Raw genomic sequence first — 13,262 nt, 5'->3', positions numbered from 1 at the left:
TATGCAATTACAACAAATTTTGAATGATTATCAAATCAAGAAAGATTTCAAATTGAATAATCGGATCGTTCTCGCCCCGTTGAATATTCAGTCATCCTTATTTGATGGCAGTGTGAGTCTTAACGATATCCTTTTTCATCAGCAGCATGCTCAGAAAGTGGGCATGGATATTGTTGGCTCAGCTTATGTTTCACCGTCTGGGAATACGGATTACGGCTCGGTGAGTGCCGCTGATGATAAGAAGATTCCTGGCCTAACCAAGTTGGCTGAAGCCATCCATGTTAGTGGCGGTAAGGCTATTTTGCAATTAGTTCATGCTGGTCGGATGACTAATGGGCACATTACGCAGGGCCACGAAGTTGTGGCGCCAAGTGCCATTAAAGCCACCCACGGTTACGTGGACATGCCAAAAGAACTTACTACTGAAGAAATTAGTGACATTATTGATGAATTTGCCGCTGCAACTAGACGGGCAATCCAGGCTGGTTTTGATGGGATTGAATTACATGGTGCGAATACATTTTTGCTCCAGCAATTTATGTCGCCGCTTTCGAACCAGCGGCAAGATTCGTTTGGTGGTTCCTTAGCTAAGCGAATGAAGTTTCCAATTTTCCTAGTTAACCAAGTAAAGGCCGTTGCCAAACAGTTGGCTGACAAGCCATTCATTATTGGTTACCGGCTGTCACCTGAAGAAATTGAAGCTGGTGGATTGACCCTCAAAGACAATTTGATGCTGGCGATGGTTCTAAAAGAAATTGGCATTGATTATTTGAGTTTGTCATTGCGGCAATACAATCAATTGACATTGACCAGTGATAAGCTGCAAAGTTTTGCCATTCCAGACATCTTCAGAAAAGCTGTTGGTGACTTGCCATTAATGGTAGCAGGTGCATTGAGTTCTCAGCAGAATTTGGAAGATGCTCACGCGGACATGTTGGCCGTTGGCAGTAAACTGTTTATGGATCCAATGTGGCCTGAAGAATTGGTAACCGGTCAATCTCGCTTGGGGGCACCCATTACTGGTGGCGTTCCTTACAGCAATGTTTGGCCGAAGTAATCTGAAGCTTTTGGAGGTCTGAAAATGGTGGCGACTAATCGACATATCGAAGTAGCACATAGTGTCAATATTCGTGATCTCGGTGGTTACCCAACTGTTGATGGCCGAAAAATCAAGTGGCGTAAGCTTGTCAGGGCGGGGGATTTATCAGAGTTGTCTGAGGATGACCAGCAAACCCTGCTTGATTATGGTATTACGGTGGATGTTGATTTGCGGTCAAATGCGGAACGCAAGCAATTTCCAGATCAAATTCCCACGCAAATGAAATTTCTTCATTTGCCACTGTTTGATGATGACGAGACTGAGAGCCGGACAACTAATGAACGGTTGCAGAAAGCTTATTCGAGCAATCCCCATAGTGGGTATTTGCGGATGCTTTATGCATACCGTCGATTGGTAGTTAACCCACAACCGCAGCAAGCCTACCAACGATTCTTTTCCTATCTGTCTACTCACGGCGAAAATGAGACCGTTCTCTTTCATTGTTCAGCAGGGAAAGATCGGACTGGGATGATGACGATTCTGTTGCTCAATGTTCTCGGGGTGCCAGAAGAAGTGATTCGAGCTGATTATCTATTAACCAATGAATTTTCGGTTCCCAGAATTAATCACCGAATTGCATTAGCCAGAAAGGCCCATATGAACCGATCGTTTATGGCATCACTACGGGACTTATCATCGGTTTCGATTGATTATTATGATCAGGCGATGACCCTGATTAATTATGAATTTGGTGGTATCCAGGGATATTTAAGGGATATCGTTGGGTTGTCAGATTCGGATTGCGAAAGATTGAGAAATATATATCTTGAATAAAAAAGTGATCATAAAAATGCGTTGACTCAGAAAATTGACTTTTCTGGATCAACGCATTTTTTAGTTTGGCTACTCTTGCAAATACTGTGTGAATTCACTGACATTTTTACCGGTCACGGCTGACACCTCAAACACTTTACCAGCGCCAGCATCGATAAGGCGATCTTTTACCAGGTCAACCTGATCTGGAGTTGCAATATCAATCTTAGTGACGATTCCAACCGTTGGCTTGGTAAACATGGTACTGAACCCAGTTGGCAAAACAATTCGGGGATCAAGGGCGCTTTGCATTAACACAACCACATCGGCATCAATGGCCGACGTCATCAGGTTAGAGTACATCGCGCGGTGTTCAACGTATTCACCAGGCGTATCGATAATATTTGAATAGAACTCAAGGGTCTGAGTCTTGTTGTACGAGATTTTCAACTTATCCAAGCGCTGAATTAACGTTGTTTTACCACAGCCGATTGCACCAATAAAAATTGCCTTTTTCACAAGAATTCACCTTTTCATTCATTATTTACCGCTGAGGCCGTTTACTGAGAAGTACCAGTGAACGGTATCGCCAGGGGTAATGCGCTTCTGATCGGCAGCTTTATCAACGAATTTGCTGTTAACTGAGTACATCCAACCACTGCCGACCTTAATGTCATTTTGCTTTAAGCCGTTGATTGAACTGACATAAACGTGGGGACTACTTTGATAGACCAGCTTTAAGTGGGTCCGTTTTAGCAGTGAAAATGCGGTGGCGGACTTGCTGATGTTCATGTGACCGGCGTATAAGGTCTTTTTGTAACCAGACACCTTGATATACGCTGTTCCAATTGAATCGTTTTTGGCAGCGGCTTTTTTTGCATGGTGGCCGTTGGTTGCATTTGCACTGCTGCCAGCATGTTTGTGAGTCGAAGTTTTGGCCGACTGTGATTGAGTCGAAGTGGCGGCTGAATGACTGGTTGCTGATTTGGAATTGGCATTCTTGTTCGCAGTGGTATCGTGGTTCGCTGATTTGCTGCTCTTAGTTAATTTGCCAGATGTTGAGGAAGCTTTAGACTTACGTGAGTTTTCCTTAGCTTTGTTCTTCTTAGGATTTGCTTTGGCATTCGAGCTTTGGCTGGCCGCTTTTTGTGAAGACGAGCTGGCCGCCTTGGACGAAAGGGCGGTTGCCGGCTTATGATCTCCTCGGTTAGCGATCACTTGCTGAACCCCAAAGCCAATTCCGATGACCAGGACAAATGCTAAAATAATGCCAACAATGCGTCCTTTTTTCATGAAATCTTTTCCTCTCACTTAAGAATTACTTGATTGTATAAACTGATTTATGATTCAAAGCTTGACGGTACGCAGCGGTTGCCAAGTTAATCTGGCCGACGCCGATCAACTGGCTGGCAGCGCCTTTGATTGAACCGGTCTTATTAACGTAAGTGAACATTGCGTACAATGGTGAGGCAGCTTGGCTTGACTTGCTGGTGCCATTGACGTATTTCAACGTATTTTGCTTGGTTGATAATGCAATGATCGCTTCGGCAGTTGAGTTACCGTTAGGGATGTTCTTGCCATTGAAGGTGTAACCATAGGCACCAGATGGGTAAACAGCACTCTTCAGGTATGATTGGCCCTTGGTGATCGCTGAAGCACTCGCATTGGCCTTGCCGTGAACTAATGCGGTGACAGCCATTGCGGTTGTATCTGAATCAACTGTGTCGAGCTTATTATTGTATGCCCAACCGTTGTTGCTCAATTGATTCTTAACAATAGAATTACTTAAGCTGTTAATTGAAAACTTGGCAGTCGATGGCCGTTTGAATGATGAGCTCATTGTGAGCGCCAACAGTACCTGACTCTTAACGTTCACGGTTTGGTTACTCATTGATTTGCGGTATAAAACTGATACCAAGTTGACGGCCTTTTTAGTGCCAGAACGACGGAACTTGGTTGGGTTCATGCCAATTGACTTGAGCCCTTGAATAGCATTAGCTAAATCGGCTGGGGTACTCTTGCTGTTTAAGACCAGGCTTGAAGCAACCCGTTTCTTTTGGTTAGTTGTGAATTTGTATCCCCAACCTTTTAAGCTTAATAGGAAGTCTGCGTAACCCCCAGCAGCTCCGGTTGTTGGGTAAGCTTTCTTACTGAAAATATAAGCAGTCTTTCCGGACAAACCAGTTTTATTTTTAACGAGCATCTTTTTAGCATAGCGGTAGCTCGCTTTGATCTTGGTATTTTGATAACTGCGGCTGGCAGTCTTGACGCTGGCAGCACTGGCAGTAACGGCCGGGCGGACAGCTCCAAAGGTTAATAAAGCAGATGCGGAGACTAATAATAATTTACTTGTTAATTTCATGAATGACCCATTCCTTTTATATGAATTATTTAGTAGGTAAAATTCGATACTTCTTAACTAAGCGATTGAACAACTTCTGCCACCCTTTATAAAATAGGGCAATTAAGACGGCATTTGAAATCGCGTGATTAAGATCAAACAAAAAGCTTGAAGCATATGCTAGAAAGAAACTCTTGACGGTAATTGGTGAGACATAGGCCAGCGCATACCAGAGGTCCATAATCCAACCGAACAGGAACCCCCAGATAAAGGCAAAGATAATCATAAATATCAGGCTGTGACTCAGCTTGGTATTGCTCAACAGCCCAGCAGTTAAGCCCATCAGCCCCCAGGCGACCATTTGCCAAGGCGTCCAAGGCCCCTGACCAAGAAACATATTTGAAACTAAGGCGGTTGTTGCGCCAGTGATGAATCCTAATTCCGGTCCCAAGCTAATGCCGCTTAAAATGATGATGAAGCTGGCGGCTTGAACCCCTGGAATTGAAGCCAGTGGGACCCGACCAGCCACTCCCAATGCAATTAAGACAGCAATGAACATCAAAGTCTGGGTGCTAATGGTTTCTCGTTCAAATCGCCAATATGCCGGGAGAATACTACATATTAGAATCATGAAGATAAATAGCAGGTAGTGTTGACCTTTAAGCAATAGTATCAAAACTAGAAATGCTGCCATGAGAAGCACGGCAATCAGCAATCGGTACACATAGGTGATCTCCAACACTTTTCTCAAACATTGATCACCTCCCTTCAGATTCTAAAGTAAGATCGTTAACCAACAAAGCGTTCGGCACCTGATCCCTCACAATTCGGTTGATTGGCGTTGTGAAGAAGAAGTTGTTGGCAAAAAATGCCGTGGTGGGCAACAACGTGTTGAGATGACCATCAAACATGAACGTACAGTGATCAGCGAATGCTGCACAAAATTCCATATCGTGACTTGCCATGATAATTGTAACGCCGTTTTGTTGAGCCTCTTTCAAAGTATTACCGACCATTACCTTGGTATAAGGATCAAGCCCTTTGGTTGCTTCATCCAAGACAAGCAAGTCCGGCTTAGCCATTAACGCGATTGCCAGGCCGAGCAGCTGCTGTTGACCACCACTAATGTCAAATGGATTTTGATTGAGAATTTTTTCTAAATGGAATTTAGCGACAAGTTGCTTAATTTGTTGTGCTGGATCACGCAGCTTGAGTTGGTTGGCCTGAACTTCCAACTCCTGGCGAACACTGTCGGCAGTAAATTGCAAGCTAGGGGTTTGGGACAGGAAGGAAATTCGCTTAATGCGATCCGCCGTCCGGATTTTCCAAACAACCTGCTGTTCGAATCTAATTTTGCCATGTTGAGGCGTTGTGAGGCCGATCAGTAAGGATAATAAGGTGGATTTTCCAGACCCATTTTTGCCGATGATGGCTAACCAATCCCCTCGATTAACGGTTAGATCCAGATGATCAACCACGTTGCGGGTTCCGTCAAAGGTAAATGAAATGTTTTTGGCGGTCAATAGCGGCTGCTGCTCACTATTTGATTGGTGAACGGTTGGTTTAGCAGTTGGGATGAATTTTAAGTTGGCAGCTTGAATAGCAGCTTGTCCCTGAGCGACAGAAATTGGCAAGGATCCAACTGTGATTTGATTGGCTAAGAATAACTTTGGAATTGATGGAATAAAGTAGGTCAGCCGATCATCTTTAAACATCTCTTTGATGCCGTCTGTTGGTGAGCCATCGAAAGTAATTGTTTGGTGTTGTAGAAGGATCATGCGATTGACCAAACTAGAGATGGTGCTAAGTCGATGTTCTGTCAAGACAATTGTGATCCCCAATTCACGCTGAACACGATATAATACATTCAGAAAATTCTGGGCGGTTAATGGATCTAATTGAGAGGTCGGTTCATCTAACAAGATGATTTTGGGACGCAGAATTAGCACCGAAGCCAAGTTAACTAGTTGGAGTTGGCCGCCGGAAAGTTGATTAATTTCTCGATTTAGTGATTGATCCAGCCCTAAAAAGTTACTCAATTCGGTGATTCGTCGTTCAATTTCGTCACTGGGACAGCCGATGTTTTCCAGTGGAAAAGCCAGTTCGTCGATGACCCTTGACATCACCGGCTGAACCTGGGGGTCTTGGGCAACGTAGCCGACAGTTTGGGCGCTTTGCAATTTGGTTAAGTCATCAATTGCGGTCCCATCAATCGTAATGTATCCTTGACGATTTCCCAGTGGCATCAATTCTTTTTTGAAGTGGTTCAGCAAGGTGGTCTTGCCACTGCCCGTGTTGCCGGCAATGAGCAGAAAGTCACCTGAGTTGATTGTGAGGTTAATGTGATCCAAGACTTTGACGGTCTGATCGGGATATGCGAATGAAAGATCCTGAACAGAAACTAATTTGTGCATGCGCGATAGATCCCTTCAGAAAGAATGGGTAATAAAAAGAGGACTAATAAAAGGCCGATTGGCAACAGATCCGCCGGGTGAAAAATATTGGTAAAATTCGCTACTGAACGACTCCAACCAAAGTTGAGGAATCGGATATAAATAATCATTAATAATAGCAGGAAAGAAAATAAGATAAAAACAAGATCGGACGATTGCCAATGGTAAGATCGATAATGGGTGCGTTTGGTAGCACCGAACCCCCGGGCATCCATCAAATTTGCCGTTTCCATTGCCGACGAAAGGGAATCCTGAAGCATGATTTCAAAGATGTGCAGGACTTTTTTGATCCTTGTCAGTAAGGAGCCGCTGGACACATCTAAATTCCTAGTTTTTTGTAATGTGATGAGTCGCTTGAATTTTAAGATAAAGTTGGCCACTAAGCTAAATGAAATGGATACTAGCATTGCTAGCCTGGGGGTGATCGGTGAGAAGACGTAGATGAGGCGATTCGGGGTCAGAATAGCATTGAGTAACGCAAAAACAAACAACATTGAGATGAGAACCAACGCCATTGCAACGCCATAAAGAAATGCCGAGTAGGAAAATCTGTAAGTTAGAACGCCCCAGTGAAATTGCCAAAGAATTGGCTGGAACTTTTGATTTAACAAAGTATTAAAAAATAAAATCAGGACCAAAAAGCTGCTGGCAAATTTTAATTGCTGAGTCATCGATTCTTTGCCTAAGTAATAGAAACCACAAACGATCAGGCCAACGATTTCTGTTAATGCGACAGTCACGTGATTGAAGAGCAGCAGACAAACCATCAGTTCAGCAAAGTAGATTGTCGAGGCTACTGGATGCACCTGTGAAAAGAACGTCATTTGTAAAGGTAACCGTTTCATTAATCGTAGCCTCTTTCCAGAACTATCGTAAGCCTTTCCAACAGTATACCATTTGAGAATATGGGGGTAAATATTCTTCCAGGACCCTGCAAAATAGTTGCATTGCACACAAGATAATTGCTATATCTGGCTGTTTCAATGACGAATTTTTGCTATCTAATTAACACTATTTGGCTGTTGAAATTGTTTGATTGATTAATTTGTCAATGTTTAAAAATAGAGGTGCTATTCAGAGCAAATAATTGGTATCATATAGATAGATATATTGCGTGGAAACGTGTTGAGGCAATATACGCGCATCAAATAAAACCGATGGATTGCGAGGAATTTATATGAACAAAATTTCTATTCGTGGCAGTTTGCAGACGAAACAAATCGTAGGTAGTTATTCAGATGTTGAGAAGAAGATTATTGCGGATTTAGACTCCGTTCAAGAAAAGGATGGCAAAAAGCCATTTTCAAAGATTGCTGATGAAGTGGTTGTTGAGCCATACCGGGACGGGGCGTATGCGTACCACGCATTATTAACGGAGGCGGCAAAGATGTACGATTTGTCGCCAGAGATTCAAAAGAGTGCCAATGTTAGTGATGAATAGTTTGATTTGGGTCATGGTGAAGACTTCCTGTTAGCTTTTTGTTGATAGGAAGAAGTTGCCATGGCCTATTTTTATGTCGTTAAGTTGTAAGGGTGTTGATCATAAAGTGATTGGAAACAGACATTTGCCGAATTGAAAATGCCGATTTAATAGGGATCGTTTAGTGTATTCCCCACGTATGTGGGGGTGATCCTGAGACAGGAGATGGTCAAATGCATGACCCAAAGTATTCCCCACGTATGTGGGGGTGATCCTGAGATATTCAGATTTTAAGCGGTCAGTCGAAAGTATTCCCCACGTATGTGGGGGTGATCCCAAACAAGGTATTGAATACCGCTTGCAAAACCCGTATTCCCCACGTATGTGGGGGTGATCCTGCGCCAGCAAGCAAACAGCCAAATAGTCGACAGTATTCCCCACATATGTAGGGATGATTCTAGGCTTCGATGGGCATTAAGTCCTTCATAATTGTATTTTCCCATGTGTGCGGGTGCTCATTAGTATATGGGACATGATTCAGTATTATTGAATTTGGATAATTATTTGTTAGTAAGTAATAAATTATATCGTAGTTTTCTTAACAAGGATTTAGATTATAATTGATTTAGTTGAAGCTTAGGGGTAGATGAACTCAAACGAAGGGAAACTAAAACAATGAAATTGCATAAAAATGTAACCGCTTTATGGGCCAAGAAAAATTTCGAACATGATGAGCAACTTTGGCTGCCTTTGGTGATCCATCTGACGGATGCGAAGAATACCATTAACTGGTTGTACAATCATTGGCTCAGTGACAGCTAAAGGCAGTTATTGAAATATACGTCGCCTGATGAGACTGATGAAAGATCTGATGAGGATGTGCAAAAACTAGTCAAGTTTCTTGGATTTACCCACGACATTGGCAAGGCAACTCCTGCATTTCAAAAGAAGCGTTCTTATATCCGTGACGATTATTTAGATGATCAACTGGTGGAGAAATTAATCAGAAGCGGTTTTTCTGAACTAGATGAAAGCGATTTGTCTTCTGCACGGGCATCTCCGCACGCGATTGCTGGCGAAGCAATTCTGGAACATTATGGTGTGCCAAACTCAGTTGGGGCGATCATCGGTGGGCATCATGGTTCGCCAGCTCAGGAGGCTCCTCGAAAGCAAATTGTTACCTATACGGCCAATTATTATTTGAGTGACACCGATGCAGAAATTCAAAAAATCTGGAAGCAGACTCAAAAAGAACTTTTTGATTATGGCTTGAAACTATCTGGATATCAGTCTGTGGAAGAAGTCCCGATGGTTACCCAGCCACAAGCAGTTATTTTAGAAGGCTTGCTAATTATGGCTGACTGGCTAGCGTCAAGTGAGTATCTGACCAATGATGAAGATGCGGAATTATTTCCGTTAATACCGTTAAATGAATCGAGTGAGGACGTTGATACCGTCACTCGTTTCCAAAATGCAATCAATAATTGGAACTCTACCGGAGAGTGGGTTCCCCAGCAGGTTTCAACAACCAACGATCCTTATAAGACTCGCTGGGGATTTAAGGCCCGGCCAGTCCAGGATACGATAACGAAAGCAATTTCGGAAACCCGTGATCCCGGAATGATCATCGTGGAAGCGCCCACAGGTTTAGGAAAAACTGAAATTGCCCTTGTTGCTGCCGAACAACTTGCTTATATTGATGGCGAGGATGGCGTTTTTATGGGGCTGCCAACCCAGTCAACAACTAACGCGATGTTTGATCGAGTTAATGATTGGCTGGAGAAACTTGCGAAATCTCAAGATGAGAATTTCTCAATCAAGTTAATGCATGGGAAAGCTCAATTTAACAAACATTACCAGAACTTGACCAATGCAGTCAATATTGATGACGCTGACCCCAAGAATTTAGGCGCGGTGACGGTCAATTCCTGGTTCAGTGGAAAGAAATCAATATTAACCAAGTTTACAGTTGGGACAATTGATAATTTACTGTTAATGGCTCTTAAGCAGAAACATTTATTTTTAAGACATTTAGGACTCAGTGGTAAAGTTGTCATTATTGACGAAGTCCATGCCTATGATGCGTATATGAACCAATACTTATATCGAGCCATTAATTGGCTTGGTGCGTACCACGTGCCGATTGTCATACTGTCAGCAACTTTGCCAAAAGAAAAAAGAAATGCGCTCATTACCTCGTATTTAAAGGGTAGGTACGGTAAACGGTCTCCGAAAGGATTTGAGGCGCCAGCCAATTGGCAGGACACTGAAGCATATCCGCTGTTGAGCGTTTTGGATGGCAAGAAATTAAACCAGGTGACAGAGTTTGCCGGCAGTAGTGATCAGGCACCATTTGGGCTGCAAGTTAACAGAATTAATTTGGATGATGAGGAGTTGATGCAAGCTGTTGTAAACCAAATTGCTAATGGTGGGATTGCGGGCATTATCGTCAATACTGTTAAGCGGGCACAGGCGCTTGCTAAATTTGTCCCCCAAAGCATTGACTTTATGCTCCTCCACTCAAGCTTTTTGGCCCCTACTAGAGAGATGCAGGAAGAAAAGCTTCAACAAGCCATTGGAAAGAATGGTCAAAGACCTTCTAAGATGATTGTCATTTGGACTCAAGTCTTGGAGCAATCACTTGATATCGATTTTGACGTTCTTTATACCGATATTGCCCCGATGGATTTAATTCTTCAGCGGGCTGGCCGTTTACATCGGCATCATATTACCAGACCCAAAGAGCTCCAAACGCCTCAACTGTTTGTGATGGGAATTAGTGGTCCTGGCGAATATGGGGATGCTAATGAAGCCGTTTATCAGAAATATTTACTCATGAAAACCGATCATTTCCTGGGTAAGACAATTGCAATCCCTGGTGACATTTCAGTGTTAGTACAAAAGGTTTACGATCAGGAAAGTGATGCTGAAATAACGGCTGACGAGATGCCAGAGCTCGACAAGGAAAGAGAAATGTTTAATGACAATCTTAAAAAGGAGCGTGATAAAGCGCAAGCATTTCAAGTAGGGGCACCGCGATACCGAAAGCATACGATTCATGGCTGGTTAGATCGAACCAAGCCAAACATTGATACTGATGAGCAGCGTGCAAATGCCACTGTTCGGGATATCAAAGAAACCCTTGAGGTCATTTTGTTACAACACACGAGTGAGGGGGACTTTTTAGTCACAGATACTCAATCAGATAAGCCTAAGTCAATTCAAAACATTTCGTCTCAAGAGATTGCGCAACAAGTTATTAGAATTCCTTCTCCGGTCACGCCAGATATTGACCGGGCAATTAAGCACTTGGAAACGTTGACAAGTAAATATTATCCGGATTGGCAAGCCGATGTTTGGTTAAAAGGAGCACTGGCACTCCCACTAGACAAGAACCTATCAGCTGATTTAGGTGACTGGCATTTGAACTATTCTTCCCGATTTGGCTTAAGTTATTCAAAGGAGGACGACAATGGAAAAGCAACACTTTAACTTAACAACTGATTCTTGGATTAAAGTAATAGACAGACAGACCAACCAAGAACAAATGGTTTCCCTAATTGAATTGTTCGAGAATGCTCAAAATTATCGAGCGCTGTCTGGAGAAATGCGTTCCCAAGATTTGGCGATCTTACGTTTTCTCCTCGCAATTTTGACCGCCGTTTATTCACGATTTGATGCAGACGATGAACCGTATGATTGGGTGACCGTTGATGAAGATTCGATGCGAGATACTGGTGAAGTGGATAGGGATGATCAGGAAAACATTGAGGAGGACTTATTTGATACGTGGAAGCAGCTATTCAATAATGGTCACTTTACTCAAATGGTGATCACGTATTTAAAACGATATGCAGATCGGTTTGACTTATTTGGTGAACAGCCCTTCTACCAAGTTACTGAGGATGACTATAACCACTTTGTACCGAAAAAGAAGCAAATTGCTGGTGCCGAAGGGCCGGGAACGGTGGCAATTAAGCAAATTAACCGGCAGATTTCGGAAAGTGGCCACACACCGTCATTATTTTCGCCTAAATCTGATGAATTCAAAAACGATATTCAATTGGATGAACTTGCCCGGTGGCTGATTACCTATCAAAATTTTACGGGTGTTACCGATAAAACGAAGATTGAGATGCCCGATAAATTCTCAACTGCTTCTGGCTGGCTTTACAAGCTTGGCCCGGTATTTGCGGATGGTGATACCCTTTTTCAAACATTAATGTTGAATTTGGTTCTGGTTGAGGAGGACAAACCATATAATCCTCCAAAGCCAGTATGGGAACAAGCTGTTCCTCAGTATGTCGAAGATCGTAAGAAGCAAAACTTACCAGATAATTTGGCGGAGTTATACACCACGTGGAGCCGACTACTTCATATTAATTGGGATGAGCAAGGCACCCCAACGATCTTTAGTGCTGGGCTGCCAATGTTTGAGAGCGACGATGCCTTTATCGAACCAATGACGGTTTGGCGATTTGATAAAAAGACCGATCATTATAGACCGGCCGTTAAGGGATTGAGATCGCTAGGAACGGCGATGTGGCGGAATTTCGGACAGTATGTCCAAGTTGAAGAAGCCAATGATAAGCATGAACCGGAAATTGTTAAATGGTTACGAGTGCTTAAAGATAGAGGGCTGATTCCACAAAGTACCTTGTTAACCCTAGCCTCCGTTGCCCTCATTAGTGATGGCAACGCGACTTCTCAATCCCCAGTTGCCGAAGTCTACGACGATATGCATATTAATGCGGATGTTCTTTTTGATGAGAATCCTGACAAAGCACAGCGCTGGCCGATCCGGATCGAAGACATGATTGAGTTAACCCAAAAGGTGGGAAGTGATTACTGGCGGTTTGCGGTGAATATTGCGCACATTCGTAATCTTGATTATCGTCCATTTGCCAACAAAATGAGTGCGGCCTTTTATGATGGGCTAAATGGCCCGTTTAATAAGTGGTTGCGAAGCTTGACAAACGAAGAAGACCGGGACAAAAAGAGCAATGAATGGAAGAAAGAGATCAAAAGCTACGTCTTGAAAACTGCCAATGAGGTTATTCAATCGAGCTCACCACGAGACATGGCTGGCTTCATTGATGTTAATGGCGTGGTCGATAAAAGCAAGGGCCTGGTTAATATCTTTACCGTCAATAACCGGCTACGGTATCAGGTTCAAGCAGATTTGAAATCATAGAA

At 43.1% G+C, this 13,262-nt stretch carries 10 protein-coding genes, 1 pseudogene and 1 CRISPR repeat array; of the genes and pseudogenes, 5 read left to right on the top strand and 6 right to left on the bottom strand.

Annotation, left to right across the window (positions count from 1 at the left end):
• Nucleotide 1: 1 nt before the first annotated feature.
• Both KTE19_RS00900 and KTE19_RS00895 read left to right on the top strand, forming a co-directional pair.
• Nucleotides 2-1,057, top strand: coding sequence for an oxidoreductase (locus tag KTE19_RS00900; protein WP_217341405.1), 1,056 nt, complete (start codon nucleotides 2-4; stop codon nucleotides 1,055-1,057).
• A gap of 24 nt (nucleotides 1,058-1,081) precedes the next feature.
• The gene (locus KTE19_RS00895) at nucleotides 1,082-1,873 is read left to right on the top strand and encodes a tyrosine-protein phosphatase (RefSeq protein ID WP_217161785.1); all 792 of its coding nucleotides are present in this window, start codon (nucleotides 1,082-1,084) and stop codon (nucleotides 1,871-1,873) included.
• A 69-nt stretch (nucleotides 1,874-1,942) separates the two neighbouring features.
• On the opposite strand, the gene KTE19_RS00890 is transcribed toward KTE19_RS00895, so the two are convergent.
• The 6 genes from KTE19_RS00890 to KTE19_RS00865 all read right to left on the bottom strand — a co-directional run bounded on the left by KTE19_RS00890 (nucleotide 1,943) and on the right by KTE19_RS00865 (nucleotide 7,491).
• On the bottom strand, nucleotides 1,943-2,371 hold the full coding sequence (locus KTE19_RS00890) for a EutP/PduV family microcompartment system protein (RefSeq protein ID WP_217341404.1): 429 nt from the start codon (nucleotides 2,369-2,371) through the stop codon (nucleotides 1,943-1,945).
• A 21-nt stretch (nucleotides 2,372-2,392) separates the two neighbouring features.
• A complete protein-coding gene (locus tag KTE19_RS00885) occupies nucleotides 2,393-3,145 on the bottom strand; it encodes a DUF4430 domain-containing protein (RefSeq protein WP_217161789.1) in 753 nt (250 codons plus the stop codon).
• A gap of 25 nt (nucleotides 3,146-3,170) precedes the next feature.
• Nucleotides 3,171-4,214 (bottom strand): prenyltransferase/squalene oxidase repeat-containing protein, encoded by a 1,044-nt coding sequence (locus tag KTE19_RS00880; RefSeq protein ID WP_217161791.1) that lies wholly within the window; start codon nucleotides 4,212-4,214, stop codon nucleotides 3,171-3,173.
• Between the two features lie 25 nt (nucleotides 4,215-4,239).
• Nucleotides 4,240-4,887: an ECF transporter S component gene (locus tag KTE19_RS00875; protein ID WP_217161839.1), complete on the bottom strand. Its 648-nt coding sequence runs from the start codon at nucleotides 4,885-4,887 to the stop codon at nucleotides 4,240-4,242.
• A 64-nt stretch (nucleotides 4,888-4,951) separates the two neighbouring features.
• The gene (locus KTE19_RS00870) at nucleotides 4,952-6,607 is read right to left on the bottom strand and encodes an ABC transporter ATP-binding protein (RefSeq protein ID WP_217161793.1); all 1,656 of its coding nucleotides are present in this window, start codon (nucleotides 6,605-6,607) and stop codon (nucleotides 4,952-4,954) included.
• A complete protein-coding gene (locus KTE19_RS00865) occupies nucleotides 6,595-7,491 on the bottom strand; it encodes an energy-coupling factor transporter transmembrane component T (protein ID WP_217161795.1) in 897 nt (298 codons plus the stop codon). The genes KTE19_RS00870 and KTE19_RS00865 overlap by 13 nt, the downstream gene beginning before the upstream one ends.
• Before the next feature lie 332 nt (nucleotides 7,492-7,823).
• Here KTE19_RS00865 and KTE19_RS00860 point away from each other — a divergent pair, with 332 nt between their 5' ends.
• From KTE19_RS00860 to KTE19_RS00850, 3 genes and pseudogenes are all read left to right on the top strand, one after another.
• Complete coding sequence (locus KTE19_RS00860; protein ID WP_056982481.1) at nucleotides 7,824-8,087, top strand: hypothetical protein; 264 nt, start codon at nucleotides 7,824-7,826, stop codon at nucleotides 8,085-8,087.
• A gap of 165 nt (nucleotides 8,088-8,252) precedes the next feature.
• Nucleotides 8,253-8,524: direct repeats of the CRISPR family, unit length 28 nt; unit sequence GTATTCCCCACGTATGTGGGGGTGATCC.
• A gap of 217 nt (nucleotides 8,525-8,741) precedes the next feature.
• Nucleotides 8,742-11,558, top strand: a pseudogene (gene cas3 / locus KTE19_RS00855) (CRISPR-associated helicase Cas3').
• Nucleotides 11,539-13,260 carry a type I-E CRISPR-associated protein Cse1/CasA gene (locus KTE19_RS00850; RefSeq protein WP_217161798.1) on the top strand — a complete coding sequence of 574 codons (1,722 nt, stop codon included), beginning with the start codon at nucleotides 11,539-11,541 and terminating at the stop codon, nucleotides 13,258-13,260. The pseudogene cas3 and the gene KTE19_RS00850 overlap by 20 nt, the downstream one beginning before the upstream one ends.
• Nucleotides 13,261-13,262 lie beyond the last annotated feature (2 nt).

This window comes from Lentilactobacillus dabitei, assembly GCF_019061365.1.
Taxonomy (GTDB): Bacteria; Bacillota; Bacilli; order Lactobacillales; family Lactobacillaceae; genus Lentilactobacillus; species Lentilactobacillus dabitei.
This window is presented reverse-complemented; position numbering and strand designations above follow the sequence as displayed.

What these genes read in the sequence shown, in the direction of transcription:
- KTE19_RS00900 (WP_217341405.1), top strand. Translation starts at nt 2, where the DNA reads ATGCAATTACAACAAATTTTGAATGATTATCAAATCAAGAAAGATTTC.
- KTE19_RS00850 (WP_217161798.1), top strand. Translation starts at nt 11,539, where the DNA reads ATGGAAAAGCAACACTTTAACTTAACAACTGATTCTTGGATTAAAGTA.
- KTE19_RS00865 (WP_217161795.1), bottom strand. Translation starts at nt 7,491, where the DNA reads ATGAAACGGTTACCTTTACAAATGACGTTCTTTTCACAGGTGCATCCA.
- KTE19_RS00860 (WP_056982481.1), top strand. Translation starts at nt 7,824, where the DNA reads ATGAACAAAATTTCTATTCGTGGCAGTTTGCAGACGAAACAAATCGTA.
- KTE19_RS00875 (WP_217161839.1), bottom strand. Translation starts at nt 4,887, where the DNA reads ATGGCAGCATTTCTAGTTTTGATACTATTGCTTAAAGGTCAACACTAC.
- KTE19_RS00885 (WP_217161789.1), bottom strand. Translation starts at nt 3,145, where the DNA reads ATGAAAAAAGGACGCATTGTTGGCATTATTTTAGCATTTGTCCTGGTC.
- KTE19_RS00870 (WP_217161793.1), bottom strand. Translation starts at nt 6,607, where the DNA reads ATGCACAAATTAGTTTCTGTTCAGGATCTTTCATTCGCATATCCCGAT.
- KTE19_RS00895 (WP_217161785.1), top strand. Translation starts at nt 1,082, where the DNA reads ATGGTGGCGACTAATCGACATATCGAAGTAGCACATAGTGTCAATATT.
- KTE19_RS00880 (WP_217161791.1), bottom strand. Translation starts at nt 4,214, where the DNA reads ATGAAATTAACAAGTAAATTATTATTAGTCTCCGCATCTGCTTTATTA.